At 50.7% G+C, this 14,819-nt stretch carries 20 protein-coding genes; 18 read left to right on the forward strand and 2 right to left on the reverse strand.

The genetic code is table 11. The annotated features are described in order from the left end of the window. The first annotated feature begins 19 nt into the window (after positions 1–19). The 15 genes from K6T23_RS03525 to K6T23_RS03595 all read left to right on the forward strand — a co-directional run bounded on the left by K6T23_RS03525 (position 20) and on the right by K6T23_RS03595 (position 10,602). Positions 20–802, forward strand: a complete 783-nt coding sequence (locus K6T23_RS03525) for a class I SAM-dependent methyltransferase (protein WP_048012276.1) — start codon at positions 20–22, stop codon at positions 800–802. Positions 803–1,020: 218 nt separating this feature from the next. After that, entirely contained in the window at positions 1,021–1,500 is a 480-nt protein-coding gene (locus tag K6T23_RS03530; protein WP_063191479.1) for a DsrE/DsrF/DrsH-like family protein, read from the forward strand. Between the two features lie 17 nt (positions 1,501–1,517). Beyond that, the gene (locus K6T23_RS03535) at positions 1,518–1,808 is read left to right on the forward strand and encodes a rhodanese-like domain-containing protein (RefSeq protein ID WP_238283587.1); all 291 of its coding nucleotides are present in this window, start codon (positions 1,518–1,520) and stop codon (positions 1,806–1,808) included. Positions 1,809–1,856: 48 nt separating this feature from the next. After that, the gene (locus tag K6T23_RS03540; RefSeq protein WP_238283588.1) at positions 1,857–2,420 is read left to right on the forward strand and encodes a sulfurtransferase TusA family protein; all 564 of its coding nucleotides are present in this window, start codon (positions 1,857–1,859) and stop codon (positions 2,418–2,420) included. A 45-nt stretch (positions 2,421–2,465) separates the two neighbouring features. Continuing rightward, on the forward strand, positions 2,466–3,593 hold the full coding sequence (locus K6T23_RS03545) for an MBL fold metallo-hydrolase (protein ID WP_238283589.1): 1,128 nt from the start codon (positions 2,466–2,468) through the stop codon (positions 3,591–3,593). 18 nt (positions 3,594–3,611) lie between these two features. Beyond that, positions 3,612–3,839, forward strand: coding sequence for a sulfurtransferase TusA family protein (locus K6T23_RS03550; protein WP_048006893.1), 228 nt, complete (start codon positions 3,612–3,614; stop codon positions 3,837–3,839). A gap of 532 nt (positions 3,840–4,371) precedes the next feature. Next, entirely contained in the window at positions 4,372–4,815 is a 444-nt protein-coding gene (locus tag K6T23_RS03555) for an HIT family protein (protein ID WP_238283590.1), read from the forward strand. Beyond that, entirely contained in the window at positions 4,808–5,614 is an 807-nt protein-coding gene (locus tag K6T23_RS03560; RefSeq protein ID WP_238283591.1) for a PP2C family serine/threonine-protein phosphatase, read from the forward strand. The genes K6T23_RS03555 and K6T23_RS03560 overlap by 8 nt, the downstream gene beginning before the upstream one ends. Positions 5,615–5,680: 66 nt before the next feature. Then, on the forward strand, positions 5,681–5,959 hold the full coding sequence (locus K6T23_RS03565) for a hypothetical protein (RefSeq protein WP_048006896.1): 279 nt from the start codon (positions 5,681–5,683) through the stop codon (positions 5,957–5,959). Between the two features lie 12 nt (positions 5,960–5,971). Next, positions 5,972–6,499 carry a DNA topology modulation protein gene (locus tag K6T23_RS03570; RefSeq protein ID WP_238283592.1) on the forward strand — a complete coding sequence of 176 codons (528 nt, stop codon included), beginning with the start codon at positions 5,972–5,974 and terminating at the stop codon, positions 6,497–6,499. Continuing rightward, positions 6,496–6,690, forward strand: a complete 195-nt coding sequence (locus K6T23_RS03575) for a hypothetical protein (RefSeq protein WP_148797031.1) — start codon at positions 6,496–6,498, stop codon at positions 6,688–6,690. Before K6T23_RS03570 ends, K6T23_RS03575 begins: the two co-directional genes overlap by 4 nt. A gap of 124 nt (positions 6,691–6,814) precedes the next feature. Next, a complete protein-coding gene (locus tag K6T23_RS03580) occupies positions 6,815–8,128 on the forward strand; it encodes a sensor histidine kinase (RefSeq protein WP_238283593.1) in 1,314 nt (437 codons plus the stop codon). A gap of 5 nt (positions 8,129–8,133) precedes the next feature. Next, positions 8,134–8,865 carry a response regulator transcription factor gene (locus tag K6T23_RS03585; protein ID WP_148797028.1) on the forward strand — a complete coding sequence of 244 codons (732 nt, stop codon included), beginning with the start codon at positions 8,134–8,136 and terminating at the stop codon, positions 8,863–8,865. Positions 8,866–8,999: 134 nt separating this feature from the next. After that, positions 9,000–9,908: an ABC transporter ATP-binding protein gene (locus tag K6T23_RS03590; protein WP_238283594.1), complete on the forward strand. Its 909-nt coding sequence runs from the start codon at positions 9,000–9,002 to the stop codon at positions 9,906–9,908. Further along, on the forward strand, positions 9,901–10,602 hold the full coding sequence (locus tag K6T23_RS03595) for an ABC transporter permease (protein WP_048006901.1): 702 nt from the start codon (positions 9,901–9,903) through the stop codon (positions 10,600–10,602). The genes K6T23_RS03590 and K6T23_RS03595 overlap by 8 nt, the downstream gene beginning before the upstream one ends. A 31-nt stretch (positions 10,603–10,633) precedes the next feature. On the opposite strand, the gene K6T23_RS03600 is transcribed toward K6T23_RS03595, so the two are convergent. Then, positions 10,634–10,897, reverse strand: a complete 264-nt coding sequence (locus tag K6T23_RS03600; RefSeq protein ID WP_053072204.1) for a DUF4190 domain-containing protein — start codon at positions 10,895–10,897, stop codon at positions 10,634–10,636. Between the two features lie 196 nt (positions 10,898–11,093). On the opposite strand from K6T23_RS03600, the gene K6T23_RS03605 reads away from it, so the two are divergent. From K6T23_RS03605 to K6T23_RS03615, 3 genes are all read left to right on the forward strand, one after another. Beyond that, entirely contained in the window at positions 11,094–11,891 is a 798-nt protein-coding gene (locus K6T23_RS03605) for a Cof-type HAD-IIB family hydrolase (protein ID WP_238283595.1), read from the forward strand. Positions 11,892–11,922: 31 nt separating this feature from the next. Then, positions 11,923–12,774 carry a phosphotransferase family protein gene (locus K6T23_RS03610; protein ID WP_048012282.1) on the forward strand — a complete coding sequence of 284 codons (852 nt, stop codon included), beginning with the start codon at positions 11,923–11,925 and terminating at the stop codon, positions 12,772–12,774. A 61-nt stretch (positions 12,775–12,835) separates the two neighbouring features. Continuing rightward, entirely contained in the window at positions 12,836–13,315 is a 480-nt protein-coding gene (locus tag K6T23_RS03615) for a MepB family protein (RefSeq protein WP_048012401.1), read from the forward strand. A gap of 38 nt (positions 13,316–13,353) precedes the next feature. Here the strand turns inward: K6T23_RS03615 and K6T23_RS03620 are convergent, their stop codons facing one another. Beyond that, a complete protein-coding gene (locus K6T23_RS03620; RefSeq protein ID WP_048012283.1) occupies positions 13,354–14,724 on the reverse strand; it encodes a branched-chain amino acid transporter BcaP in 1,371 nt (456 codons plus the stop codon). Positions 14,725–14,819 lie beyond the last annotated feature (95 nt).

Raw genomic sequence — 14,819 nt, forward strand, 5'->3', positions numbered from 1 at the left:
GATGAAAAGGAGAAAAAGCATGCCGACATACGGAAACAATTTATTTAAGGGAGCAGCGGGCTATTATGCAGCATACCGCCCGGTGTACCCGTCGACGCTGATCCGCACCCTCGTCGACGAATTTTCACTTGACGGGGAAGGGAACATCCTTGACCTTGGCTGCGGACCAGGGACGATGACCGTGAGACTCGCCGACTGGGCGGAGAGGACCGTTGGGATTGATACAGAGCCTGAGATGATACAGGAAGCGGAGCGCATCCATTCAATGATCCGGAATGGGCAAGTGGAATGGTTCGCGGGCACTTTTGCCGAGTATAAGATGACAAACCCTCATCGATTCAAACTGGTCACCATCGCAAAAGCCTTCCACTGGATGGACCGTGATTCAATTTTGGAGGACCTGTATGACCGTGTAGAAGCGGAAGGGGGTATCGCCATCATCGACAACTATGAACCTGATCGGAAGCTCGAGCCGTGGCAGGAGGTGCTGGACGCAATCATCCGGAAATGGTACGGACAGGAGCGGAGAGCAGGAGATTCAACGTACACCCATCCCGTCGAGCGTCATGAAACCATCATCCGGCGTTCCCGCTTCACCTATGAAGAAATCACCCTCCCACCCTATACGATCCACTGGACGATCGAGTCGATCCTCGGGAACCTGTACTCCACTTCCTACGGAGCGAAACGCTTCCTCGGCGACAACATCATCCCATTCGAGCAAGAAGTCAAACTCGCCCTCGAAGGTCTCGCTCCCTTCACGGAACCCGCGACCCTCAGCATGAAAATAGCAAGGAAGTGACGCGTGTGAGGACGGTTCCGGTGCGCCACTTTTTTGACGCATGAGAACCGTCCCCATGCGCCCCCCCATTTTCTTTGGACATTTTTCGTTGACATACATACCCTATTGGGTATAAGATGTAACTAGTAAGGTTAAAACAGCGGCGAAAGAGATGAGCTGTCATCGTCTTTTTACGCCTTTAAATATACCCCCATAAGTATTTTAGAGGAGGAATTTGAATGTCAGAGAGAAAAAAGACAACAATTGTGCTTTTCAGCGGTGATTACGATAAAGCCATGGCGGCTTATATCATTGCCAATGGAGCAGCAGCATACGACCATGAGGTGACGATCTTCCATACGTTCTGGGGATTGAACGCCCTTCGGAAGGATTCAGATATCCATGTGAAAAAAGGATTCCTTGAGAAGATGTTCGGGAAGATGATGCCGAAGGGTGCCGACCGCATGGGACTATCCAAGATGAATTTCGGTGGGGCAGGTAAGAAGATGATCCAACATGTCATCAAAAAGCATAATGCCATGCCGCTGCCTGATCTGATCGATATGGCTCAGGAGCAGGATGTGAAATTGGTCGCCTGCACGATGACCATGGACCTCTTGGGGCTGCAAAAAGAAGAATTGATGGATCACATCGAATATGCCGGTGTGGCCGCGTATCTCGGAGATGCTGAAGAAGGAAACGTCAATCTATTCATTTAAACTGGGAGGGAACCAACATGAAAGAGATCATACCGAAAGAACTTGAAGCGAAACTGAACGAAGATGTCCATATCATCGACGTCAGGGAAGTCGACGAAGTGAAGGAAGGGAAGATCCCGGGAGCGATCCACATTCCCCTTGGATTATTGGAGTTCCGCATGCATGAGCTCGACCGTTCAAAAGAGTACTACATGGTGTGCCGCTCAGGCGGACGAAGCGGCCGCGCATGTCAGCTCCTTGATAGTCACGGATACAGCGTGGTGAACATGACAGGCGGTATGATGGCCTGGGAAGGAAAGACAGAATAAATTTTTTTGAAATGTACTATACCCATACAGGTAAAAGGAGGATTCATCATGAAAACCGATCAATTGCTTGATGCAAAGGGCCTCGCGTGTCCGATGCCGATCGTCAAAACGAAAAAGGTCATGAAGGATATGAGCGCCGGTGAAGTGCTGGAGGTCCAGGCTACGGACAAAGGATCGAAGGCTGACCTTGAAGCGTGGGCAAAAAGTACAGGGCATCAATATCTTGGTCTGATTGAAGAAGGCGATGTACTGAAGCATTATCTGCGAAAATCATCCGACCAGGATGCAGTGGAGCGCTCATACGAGACCGTTGCGAGCAACGAGGATCTTCAGGCTAAGATCGATGCCTCAGAAAATATGACCATCCTTGATGTGCGTGAAGCGGCAGAGTATGCCTTCAATCATATCCAGGGTGCCGTATCCATCCCGATGGGGGAACTTGAATCGCGCCTTCAGGAACTACAGAAAGAATCAGCCATATACGTGGTATGCCGCACAGGGAACCGCAGCGACATGGCCGCCCAAACACTTGTGGCCAATGGCTTCACCAACGTCACCAATATCGTACCGGGCATGAGTGAGTGGAAGGGAAATACGGAATCGAACCACTAAGATAGCAGGAAGTCTAAGAAGGATACCAAACAGGAGGGAATCAACGTGTCAGTCAATGCAATGAGCAGCAAAGAAGTCGCACAGAAAGTCATGGATCAGGAAACACTTTTCATCCTCGACGTCCGGAACGAAGACGCCTTTCAGGACTGGAAAGTGGAAGGGAAGAATTTCACCTATCTGAACGTCCCTTATTTTGACCTGCTGGACGGTGTGGGAGATATCATGGACCAGCTTCCGAAGGATCAGGACATCCTTGTCGTCTGCGCCAAGGAAGGATCCTCGATCATGGTGGCTGAGATGCTCTCAGAAGAAGGTCTTGACGTGTCGTATCTCAGCGGGGGCATGAAGGCATGGAGTGAGCATCTCGAACCGGTGAAAGTCGGTGACCTTGCAGACGGAGGAGAGCTTTATCAATTCGTCCGTCTCGGCAAAGGCTGCCTGTCCTACATGGTTCTGTCCGGAGGTGAAGCTGCGGTCATCGATGCCACGCGCATGACCTCCGCCTACACGGCATTTGCCGGGGAAAAAGGAGTGGAGATCAAGCATGTCTTCGATACGCATCTTCATGCAGACCATATTTCAGGAGGAAGGCTCCTAGCCGAACGAGCTGGAGGTTCTTACTGGCTGCCACCCAAGGACGCAACGGAGGTCAACTTCGACTACAACAAACTCGAAGACGGAAACTCGGTGACGATCGGAACGTCCACCATCGATATCCAGGCCCTATACACACCAGGTCACACGATCGGCTCCACCTCGTTCATCGTCGATGGTCACTATCTCCTATCCGGGGATATCCTGTTCATCGACTCCATCGGACGCCCGGATCTTGCCGGGATGGCCGAAGACTGGGTCGGGGATCTGAGGGAAAGCCTCTACACACGCTACCGTGGACTGCAGGATGATCTGATTGTGCTTCCGGCTCACTTCATGGTGATCGAGGAGCTGAACGCAGATGGAACCGTTGCACGCAGCCTCGGAGATCTGTTGAAAGAAAACCACGGTCTCAACATTGAAGACGAGGGGGAATTCAGAAAGCTCGTGACCGAGAATCTGCCTCCGCAACCGAATGCGTATCAGGAAATCCGTGAAACCAATATGGGGAAAATCTCCCCCGATGAAGAAACCCAACGAGAAATGGAAATCGGACCAAACCGCTGTGCGGTCCGCTAAACCAAGGAGGAATAGAGAATGGAATCAGTAAAAGTATTGGATGCAAAAGGATTGGCATGCCCGATGCCGATCGTCAGGACAAAAAAAGAAATGAACACGATCGAGTCAGGAGAAGTCCTTGAAATCCATGCAACGGATAAAGGAGCTAAAAGTGACCTCACCGCATGGGCCAAATCTGGCGGTCATGAACTTGTGAAGCATGAAGAAGACGGAGACGTATTGAAGTTCTGGATCAAAAAAGGATAATGAATGCTGAAGGAAGGGGAATATCCCTTCCTTTTCTTATTATGTAAAACCGTGAAGCCAAATTTTGTACAGGGGCGTTCCGTTCCGCTGCGGCTGACCGCTTTCCTCGGGGCGTGCGGTGAGCCGCTTCGGCTACGCCTCCAGGGTCTCACCTGCCCGCTATTCCCGAAGGAGTCGGTCAGCCTCCGCTGCACTTCACTCTCTTTATCATTTTAATCCACACATTCAAAAAAAGATTGACGCCACCAGACAATATCCTTACACTATTAGAAAACTTTAACATTTGTAAACGCCATGAACAGGAGTAATAAGGATCAGGGTCTGCCAAGAGAGCTGTCGTCCGCTGCAAGACAGCCATTCCCGTCCCCAACTCGCCTGGGAGCGGATGGAAGGGAATGTCTATCCGGCCGACCACCGTCATCTGGTCCAGAGCGGTTTCCTGTTCGGGAGACCAATAAGAGTGGTACCACGGCCCCGTCGTCTCTTTCCGAGAGGACGGGGCTTTTTGCTATCCAAAAAGGGGGAGAAGGCCGTGTCGTGTTTCATCTGTGATAAACATAGAAGCATCATCAAGACCGCCGGAACGACGATTTATGAGAATGAATGGGTGTATGTCGGTCACATCGATCGCAAGGGAAAACCGAACTATGCGGGACATGTGATGATTGACTTGAAACGGCATGTGCCGGGCATGGCGGATATGACGGGCGAGGAAGCCGCTGCATTCGGCATCGCCATGTCCCGGGTGAGCCGGGCGCTGACGGAGAGTGAAGGAGCGGAGCATGTCTATGCTCTTGTGTCCGGGAATTCGGTCCCCCATCTTCATATGCATCTTGTGGCCAGATACCCAGGGACCCCGGAGGAACATTGGGGCGCCATGGACGTATACGATTGGGAGAAGGCGCCCATGGTCGGGGAAGAAGAAATCGTGGCCCTGTGCATGAGGTTGAAAGAAAGGATGGAATCCTATGAGTGAATGGAACTGGGTTGGAAGCGATGATACAAAGGTAGATGAGAAGGATGTCCTCACTTTTCCAAATGGGATAGTGGTGGGACGCTTCGGAGGGAATTCCGGGGCAGGTGCAAACAAGAATGAGGACGCCGCTCTCTTATGGGTCGAAGAGGGGGAGTGGGAATTTGCCGCTATCCTTGATGCCCATCAGACGGCTGAGAGCGCATCCCTGGTCGTCGAGACGCTTGAAGGGGAGAAAGAGCGGATTCAATCCATCCTGAAGCGGCCGTTTGGCGAGGTGTTCAATCCGTTGCAGGCCTGCATTCTGGATATATTCAGGGAACCTGGATTCCTTGCCCGCTGTCAGGAAGTGCAGGGGGAGACCGCTATCTTATTGGTATGCAGGAAAGAAAACGTCCTATGGTGGTTCTCGATCGGGGACTGTGTGGCCATGCTCTATCATCCCGAACTCGCCGCCCACGGGCAGTACAATCTGAATCAGCGCCATTTTTACGAATGGATCGGCAAGGCAAGCTCGTTCCATGGGGAAATCCCATGCTACGGCACAGGCGTGAGGGAGCTCAGGGAAGGGACGAATACCATCTTCATGACGACGGATGGACTGTTGGAATGTCCGGGAGATCCGTACCCCGGAGGTAAAGAGATCTTTGCTGCGTTGGATGAAAAGTCGGTGGAGGAAGGAGTGGCGGATCTTCTCCACAAAATCGAAGAAAACGGCGTGCGGGATAGCACGACGATTGTGGCATGGAGGATTGATAACCGTTGTGAAGCCACGTGGCCGGGGAATTTGAGAAAGCCATGATGTCCCCCAATTCGCCCCTATGATACAATAATATGGGAATTTACAACAGATAAGAAAGAGGAAGTCATGCTTTATTTACGGTATGTGTTTTATCAGAGTCTGCTGTTTACCGTCATCGTCATCATGAACTATTATCTTGATCCTTACTTGACCCCACCGTTCACGATGGTGGATGCGACCGCCATCTTGGTTTCTCTCTTGGTTCTGTTCGTTGTCATGACGGTGGTGGTGAAGCTGTATCGTCCTTTTAAAGGCGTCCGTTACCGAACGAAGTTTTTCCTTTCGGTGCCGGCGTTTTTACTGGCGATTGCTTACTTTGTACTAGGAGCTTGGCTGTTTTTTTAGGAGGTGCACGGTATGAAGAAGGTAGTGTTGATCGGTTCGGGTGGGTCGGGAAAATCGACGCTGGCGACCCGTCTTGGGGAAGCAATTGATTTACCTGTCTGGCATTTGGACCAGCTCCTGTGGAAGCCGGGCTGGGTTCCGGTCGAACGGGAAGAAGTCAGGGAAATCCAACGGAAGCTTGTGACCAAGGAGAAATGGATCATCGACGGAAACTACGGCTCAACGATGGAGTTCCGCATGGATGCGGCGGATACGATTATCTTCCTGGATCTATCGAGATGGCGTTGCAGCTACCGAGCCATGAAGCGCATGTTCCGCTATCACGGGAAGTCCCGGCCCGATATGCGGGAAGGCTGCGAGGAGCGATTGGACCTGACCTTCCTCAAGTGGATCTGGCAGTACCCGAAGGAGAAGCGGCCGGGCATCCTTCAAAAGCTTGCAGCCTACAGTGAGGAGAAAACCATCATTCATCTGAAGAACCCACGGGAAGTCCGGAACTTCCTGAAGAATGCAAATCGTATAAGGGGGGCATCAGCATGAAAAATCAAAAACTGACGTTCGTCGGTTACTTCCTGGTCATCCCCCTCATCTTTTTTGTCAGTGCGCTTCTGTGGAGATGGGGAATCAAACGCACAGATATCGGGGTAGTGCTTACCGATGGTCTTGCCATCTTAGGGATTTATTACCTGCTGATCAGTGTGATCGGTTCAGCAAGAGTCGCTCGATCTTAGAACTTGTTCTTGTATTTTAAGGGTCTCATCATACATAACATTTCCCTAGGTTTGTGGGGTGCGTTTAGTGTTTCTTTCGATCGAATCATTACTGGATTAACAAACGCAAAGAGTAGGAGACATCATGTATATTCTTGTTAGTACCATCCAGCTTATTAGTTTCTTTGTAATCTTTACTGCTGTGTCCCGTTATTCGTTCAGTAAATGGGAGTACACAGGCTACTCTTTAGCTGTCGTCGTGATGGGACAGCTTTTTTCCTATTTTGTTGGGGTATGGGGAGCTCTGTCGGTATTCGGGCTGCTGATTTGGATATCCTTCCGTAAAGAAGACAGATTGACTGCATTAGGCATTTTTTATGCGGCATATGCCCTCGTGATGAACTCCTTCCTAGGCTTTTTATTCGCAGATCTCATAGAGTGGATAATTGGGTTCGGCTTCCAGGTGTCGACGGCGAATCTGGATTATCTGGTGTATCTGTTGACTGCGCTTTCGCCTCCGCTTCTAAATGCAGGGATCTTACTTCTTATGGGTGGATACATGGATAAAGTAAGAAAGGAGGAAGTGGAACGTTTCAGCTCAGTGATGCTGCTTCCTGTGACGGTATTATTGCTTCTAGTGGTCGTGGTGATCTATGTAATCCTAACTCTGGTACAAGGCGAAAGCAGTGGCAATCTCCTATTGGAAAAGCTTCTTTATGGAATGGGCATGCTGATACTCGTGGCTTTCGGCTATTTCGTCTTTCAATACCGGCATATCCAGCGAAAGCAGTTGAAGAAGGCAAAGGAAGAACAGCTGAATCAACTTCAGGATTATACCTCGCAGCTTGAGTTGCTCTACGACGAAATCAGAGGATTCCGTCATGACTACGTGAATATTCTCCTGACACTTGAATCCGGTATACGAGCGGGTGATATGGATCAGGTCCGGCTGGTTTTCGATCAAACGGTTAAGCCGACCGGGGACCGGATGCAAGGAAACGAGCACAGCCTTGTTAAGTTGAAGAACCTTCATGTTCCTGAAATTAAGAGTATCCTCGCATCAAAACTACTGATTGCTCAGCGTCAAGGAATCGATGTCAGGCTTGAGATTCTGTTACCGATCAGATGTTTAAGAATGGACCTCATTCCGTTCACCAGGATTCTTTCTATCCTGATTGACAATGCTGTGGAGGCAGCAATGGAGACTCATGAACAATCACTGACTGTGGCAATCATTCAAGGGGAGCGGGATCAGGTATGGGTGATAGAAAATTCACTAGAAGGGGACGTCGATCTTTCATCCATCTTCAATAAGGACGTATCATCAAAAGGGTCAGGTAGGGGCACGGGGCTTTACACCGTGCGACAGATTCTACAAGACATCACATATGCGACGTTGGATACTAGGGTTAACGGCTCTACCTTTGTTCAGTCCCTGTCCATAAGAGAAGAGGGGTAATGTAGATGAATATTTATTTACTGGAAGATGATATCATTCAGCAACAGCGGTTGTCGGGGATGATCAAGGATATCTGCGAGATAGAAGGCATTACCTATCTTAATTTTCATGCGACTTCCAGACCGGTGGATGTATTATCAAGCCTAAAGAATGCGTCGCTTCATAACCTCTATTTCCTTGATCTTGAGATTGATGATGAGGAGCAGAAGGGGTTTGCGGTCGCCAAAGAAATCCGCAAATCGGATCCCCTAGGAACCATTGTGTTTGTTACGACCCATTCAGAACTTGCGATGAAAACATTCGAGTACCATATCGGTGCAGTGGACTTCATCGATAAAAGTCTGGGACATGAAGCGTTCCGTCAACGTGTGCAGGATTGTTTGCTTCTTGCTTCATCGAGGGCAGGGGTAGCCCTCCCAACCGATACTTTCCGCTATGAAAGTGGGCAAAGCAACTTTCAGGTGCCTTTCAGAGAACTTCTTTACATTGAAACTACGGGCACACCACATAAACTCCGTCTAGTTTCGACCACGCGGGTGATGGAATTCTATGGCGACTTGAAAGAGATAGAGTCCCTGGATCATCGTCTGATCCGGACTCACCGTGCGTATGTGGTGAATGTAAAAGCCATTCAAGAGATTGACCGGAAAGAAAAAAAGGTGATCCTAGCTGACGGCTCTGAGTGTCTTGTATCGCGAAGGTTATTAAAGACATTGCTAGAAAAGTGGAAAGAGTAAATGGAAAGCATCGGACCGGTCTGATGCTTTTTTTGACCGTTCGTGCACTCCAGAGAACCATTCATGAAAGGAAGCTGTCAATTCCTCTTTCAGCCCTTAAGGTAGAAGTATAGATGAGGCTTGGAGGGAATGGCATGACACTAGCAATTGAAGTGAACGCTGTATCAAAGACGATCAAAAAAAGAGAGATCATCTCAAATGTCAGCATGAAAGTCCGTGCAGGAGAGATTTACGGGTTCTTGGGACCGAACGGGGCAGGGAAAACAACGATCATGAGGATGATGCTCAATCTTGTGAAGCCTACGGCAGGTACGATCAGCATGAACGGGGAAGTGGTGGACGGTAAATCTGCGTACTTAAAGGAAATCGGGAGTATCATAGAATACCCTGTATTCTATGAGCGTTTGACTGTGGAGGAGAACCTGGTGCTGCACTGCCGGTACATGGGAATCGAAATGAAGGACGGCGTGGATCGGATGTTGGAAAAGGTCGGATTGAAAGGAGCAAAAGATCAGCTCATTTCCGAGCTGTCCCTGGGGATGAAGCAACGCCTTGGCATTGCCAGGGCCATCATCCATCAACCGCGGATCCTGATCCTTGATGAGCCGATCAATGGATTGGATCCCATCGGCATAAGGGAGGTACGAGAACTGCTCCTTATGCTTAAGGAACAGGGTATGACGATCCTTATCTCAAGTCATATTGTATCGGAAATTGAATCCATTGCCGATACAATAGGAGTCATTCAAGAGGGGCGCCTGATCAGTGAGGTGAGAATGGAGGAATTGAAGGAGGGAAGTAGGAGCGGCTACATCATAGGAGTAAAGGATGCCGGCACTGGCAGTCAGATCCTGAGTGAAGTGGGAAGGGTCGAGCGAGTGGACGATCGGACCATCATCGTGTTCAACAGTGTCCTGTCCCGTCATGAGCTGAACCGACTTCTCGTAGTTGGCGGGGTTGAGGTAGAGAGGATCGAGAGGAAGGAAAGCAATCTCGAAGACTACTTCATCAACCTGCTTAAGGAGGGAAAACGCCATGCTTAACCTGATGAAACTGGAATGGACGAAGAACCGGCTTTCTCAGTACTGGAAAGGGGTGCTCGTCAGCATCATCCTCATCTTTGCCGCGATGGCCCTCATGGGAATCGGGTCAAACGGGGAAAAAGAGGCGATGTTCCCCGATTATGAGGCATATGAATCCTTAGCAGGCATCTTCGTCCGGATTGTGTTCATGATCTATACGAGCGTTGTCCTGTCCAGAGTGATGATTGAAGAATTCAGGAATAAGACGATTCAGCTCCTCTTTACGTATCCCACCGAGCGAAAGAAAATCCTGAGGGCCAAGCTCCTCGTCGTATTTGGGTTCTGCTTTGTCACCACGGCGACCGCCAGCATCGTCATTGCCCTCCTGACAGTCGGACTGAATCCGATGTTGGAGATCTTCCCAGATGAAGTGACGTTACGAGACATAGCGGGTGATATCCCCGGCATGCTCCTCATGGCGTTCATGATGGGAGGGGTTTCTCTTATTCCTTTATTCTTCGGAATGAGGAAAAAGTCGACTGCCACCACCATCACGAGTGCGGTTCTGATCGGCTTCCTGATCAATGCCACCGTGTCTGATGGAAGCAACCAGACGAGCTTGTTCCAATTCATCGGTGTTCCTGTCGGCATGTGCCTCATCGGTTTTGGCATCGCCTTTCTTTCGTACCGTCGGATTGAAAAAGCAGATCTATAGAAAAGAAGGGCCCGGGGATCCGGGTCCTTCTTCACTGTGGTGAATTGAAAAAGCTGATGACTCCGATAAACAGAAAAAGAATCATCTGAAAGAAAGGACTGCCTGCTCCACAGACGATTCCAGCAATGGCAATTCCCTTGCCTTTTTCACTGCGGACCTTGAGCTGGTTCAGGGACTTTATCCCAATGATCAGGGCTGCAATCCCGATGAGAATCCCGATGAGCGGGATGATGATGGCAATGATGCCAAGGACCAGGCTGGTGATGGCCAATGCGTTGGTTTTGTTTGACTCCATGATAACCTCCGAAAACAGTTGAATATTTTGCAGGTTAGGGACGTTTTTTTGGCTTGTATAATGCCCGCATCCTGCATTTGAAGGCAACAAAACGAAAAGATCCAACCCTCCTGCACTGCTTCTTTCAGTATAAAATAGTGGGAGACTAAGATACAAATAATTACTGTATAAATGTGGTAAAATGGTAGACCGGGAGATGATGAGAGTAACAGATATCAAAATAATTTTCTTCGATATTGACGGGACGTTGACCCATCATGAGGATGGAAGTATTCCTTCGAGCACGAGGGATGCGATAGGGGAGCTTTTGGACCGTGGCATCAGGGTGGTGGCGGCTACGGGCAGACCCCTTTCCATGTGCGGGGAGATCCGGGATCTGGGGATCGAGACGTTCATTACGGCAAACGGAGGGTATGGTATCCATGGCGAAGAGGTGATCTTTCAATCCGTCCTTTCACCTGCGACGGTAGAGGCTGTCTCTTCGTTCGCCATGGAGATTGGGCACGGTCTGTCCTTCTATACAGATTCACTCAGTATGAACGGAATCGAGGAACGGAGGACCATGCCTGCACTCTTTGAAACATTGGGGTTGAAGGACTATCCGCCGGTTGTGGAGAAAATGGAAGAAGAGGTGTATCTCATGTGCTTGTTTGCGGATGATGAATCTATCGGCCGCTATCATAACAGATTTCCCGAATTGACCTTCAGGCGCTGGCATCCCTTCATCTTGAATGTGTTGGAAACGGACGTATCGAAATCCATTGCCATGAAGAAGGTGCTCCATCATTTTGGACTCCATCCTTCGGAGGCCATGGCATTTGGAGATGGAGGCAACGACATCGACATGCTTCAGCTGGCCGGAATGGGTGTCGCCATGGGGAATGCAGGGGCCGAGTTGAAGAGTGTGGCCGACTTTGTCACCAAGCCTTCCGGGGAAGATGGTGTCGCTTTTGCCCTTCGGGAGCTTGGGTTGATTGGTCTCGGCTATTGCTGATAGACAATGAAGAAACGGCAGGTGGAAGAGCATGAACGCTCATCAGTGGTTGGATAAAGTCAATCTTAAAGCTGCTTCCGTGAAGGAAGTACCGGAGTCATTCAGTTCAACGGTGTATAATGTGAAGCTCGTGACGGGGGAAAAGGTGTTCTTGAAAATACCCCGTTCCGTCCAGAAGCTGAGTTTGGAGAGGGAGATGCTGGAGCGGTTCAAGGGACACTTACCCGTACCGGAAGTCGTCGCCTTCCATGAGGACGGGTTCCTGGTGCTCGAGGCACTGGATGGTGTCCCGGCGACTGGCATGGTGAGTGAGAAACTGGCGTGGGAGATCGGGGAGCTGCTCGCCAGGCTGCATACCATCCGGGTAGGTCCCGAAGACTACGGAGGTGCCGTGCGGGATGAATTCAGCCGGTGGACAGAGTTCCTTCCTGCGCAGTTCTACTCGTTTGCCGAAGATGCGAAAAAGGTGCTAGACCCTGAATTGTTCGACCTGGCCCTTGTTCGATTCGAGGAGATGAGGAAGGAGCTGCCGCCTCCCGACGGTCCGTCGTTCATCCATATGGATTTCCGCCCCGGGAACATCCTCGTACGTGATGATCACGTGACGGGTCTAATTGATTTTGAGAGCGTACGGATCGGTTCGACGGAGCTGGATTTTACGAAGATCGAGCGGGATGTATGTCAGCGGTTCCCTGGGACACGGGAAGCATTTGAAGACGGATACCGCTCGGTGAGGCCCCTCATCGACCTTGACCGGGTGCTCCCTTTTTACCGGATGACCGACGCCTTCAATTCTACCGGCTGGTGTCAGCGGATGGGTCTAGAGAAGAATAGGGACTTTTTTGAACGGAACGTGAAGATCCTGAAGGAGGGTCTTGCGTGAGGACTGCAGAAAAGGGATGTGGATGGAAATGAAGGACGTATCGGCATCAAAGGATGTGATCATGGCTGCGCTAGAAGTGGCCGATCTTCCACATAGGAATGGGTTCGAGATGGAAGATCAGAACCTGGAATATGAAGGCTTCGTTTTGACTCTGGATGATCGGACCTACAGGAGCAGGCGCGCCAGGAAAACACCCAACAAAAAGGGTTATTTCACTGTCTTTTGGAGAAAGGGAGACGATGACCGGAACCGTCCATATACGTTGGAGGAATGTACGGATCGTCTCATCATCACCGTCCTGGACCAAGGAAAGAAAGGGCAGTTCGTTTTCCCGAAAGAGGTGATGGCGTCGAAAGGGATCGTTACGACCGGCAGCTCAAAAGGGAAAATGGCCATGCGTGTCTACCCCGATTGGGTGACCGGATTGAACCCGACGGCGAGGAAGACCCAGGCGTGGCAATCGGAGTACTTCATTGATTTGTCCGGAGAGGTCGATGGGAGCCTGATTCGCTCCCATTACCTAGGGAAAGATTATACATAGAAAAGGGAGCCGGTTGTGACGGCTCCCTTTTCTTATGCTCATCGATTCAATTTACTGTGGCGGTAACCGTAGCTGAAGTAGAAGATCAGCCCCAGTACGAGCCAGACGGCGAAGCCCTTCCACGTGAATGCCGACAGCTGGAGCATGAGGTACACGCAGAAGATGACCGCGAGCGCCGGGATGACCGGTACCCATGGTGTTTTGAAGCCACGCTTGATCTCCGGACGCGTCTTCCTGAGGACGGCGACACCTAGTGACACCGTGGCAAACGCGAACAGGGTCCCGATGCTCGTCAGTTCCGCAAGCTTATCCAGAGGGACAAGACCGGCGAACAGGGCAACGAGGATCCCGGTCGTCCATGTACTCGGAAGGGGAACCTTCGTTTTCGGGCTGACGCTCGAAAGCTTCTGGGGAAGCAGACCGTCACGGCTCATGGCATAGAACAGTCGGGTCTGTCCGAACATCATGACGATGAGGACGGTGGTGATCCCGACGATGGCGCCAAGGGAAATGAATCCGGCTGCCCAGTCCTGGTGGATGAACTGCAGGGCGAAGGCGACGGGGTCTTTCACATTCAGCATGCTGTAAGGCACGATCCCTGTCAGGATGAGCGATACAACGATATAGATGACGGTGCAGATGACAAGGGCCGAGATGATGCCGATCGGCAGGTTCCGCTGGGGGTTCTTCACTTCCTCGGCGGCAGTGGATACCGCATCGAAACCGAAGTAGGCGAAGACGACGACCGCAGCGCCCGAAACGACACCCGAGAAGCCGAATGGCATGAACGGCTGCCAGTTGGAAGGCTCCACGTACCACACGCCAACGGCGATGAATAGCAGGACGACGGCCACCTTCACGATGACCATGATGGCATTGAACTTGGCCGACTCCTTTACACCCCGTGATAGTAGAAGGGTGACGAGAAGGACGATGATGACGGCCGATAGATCAAGATACGTACCGTTGCCGGGATCGAATGCCGACGTCAGGGCGTGAGGGAGATGGATCCCGAAACCGGACAGGAGGCTCTGGAAGTAGCCCGACCAGCCGCTTGCCACAGCGGAGGAAGCAAGGCCGTATTCAAGGACGAGGTCCCAGCCGAGAATCCAAGCGAAGATTTCCCCGAAGGCGACATAGCTGTACGTATAGGCGCTCCCTGATTGCGGGATCATGGAGGCAAACTCTGAATAGCAGAGGGCGGCGAATACACAGGCAAGGCCTGCAATGATAAACGATAGGATGAGTGCTGGACCTGCGTATTTCGCTGATGCCACGCCCGTGAGGACGAAGACTCCGGTCCCGATGATGGCCCCGACTCCGAGCATGGTCAGATCGACTGCTCCTAGTACGCGATTGAGGGAACCGGTATTGCTTTCTGTGATGAGTTTCTTTCTGAATAAGCTCATGCCCAACCTCCAAAAACCGAATTATTAAACAATTCAATAAATTACTTTTCATAGTGTATAGTCAACTGTCTTGAAAGTAAATATATAAATATTAC

The sequence above is a fragment of the Rossellomorea marisflavi genome, assembly GCF_022170785.1.
Lineage (GTDB): Bacteria > Bacillota > Bacilli > Bacillales > Bacillaceae_B > Rossellomorea > Rossellomorea marisflavi_B.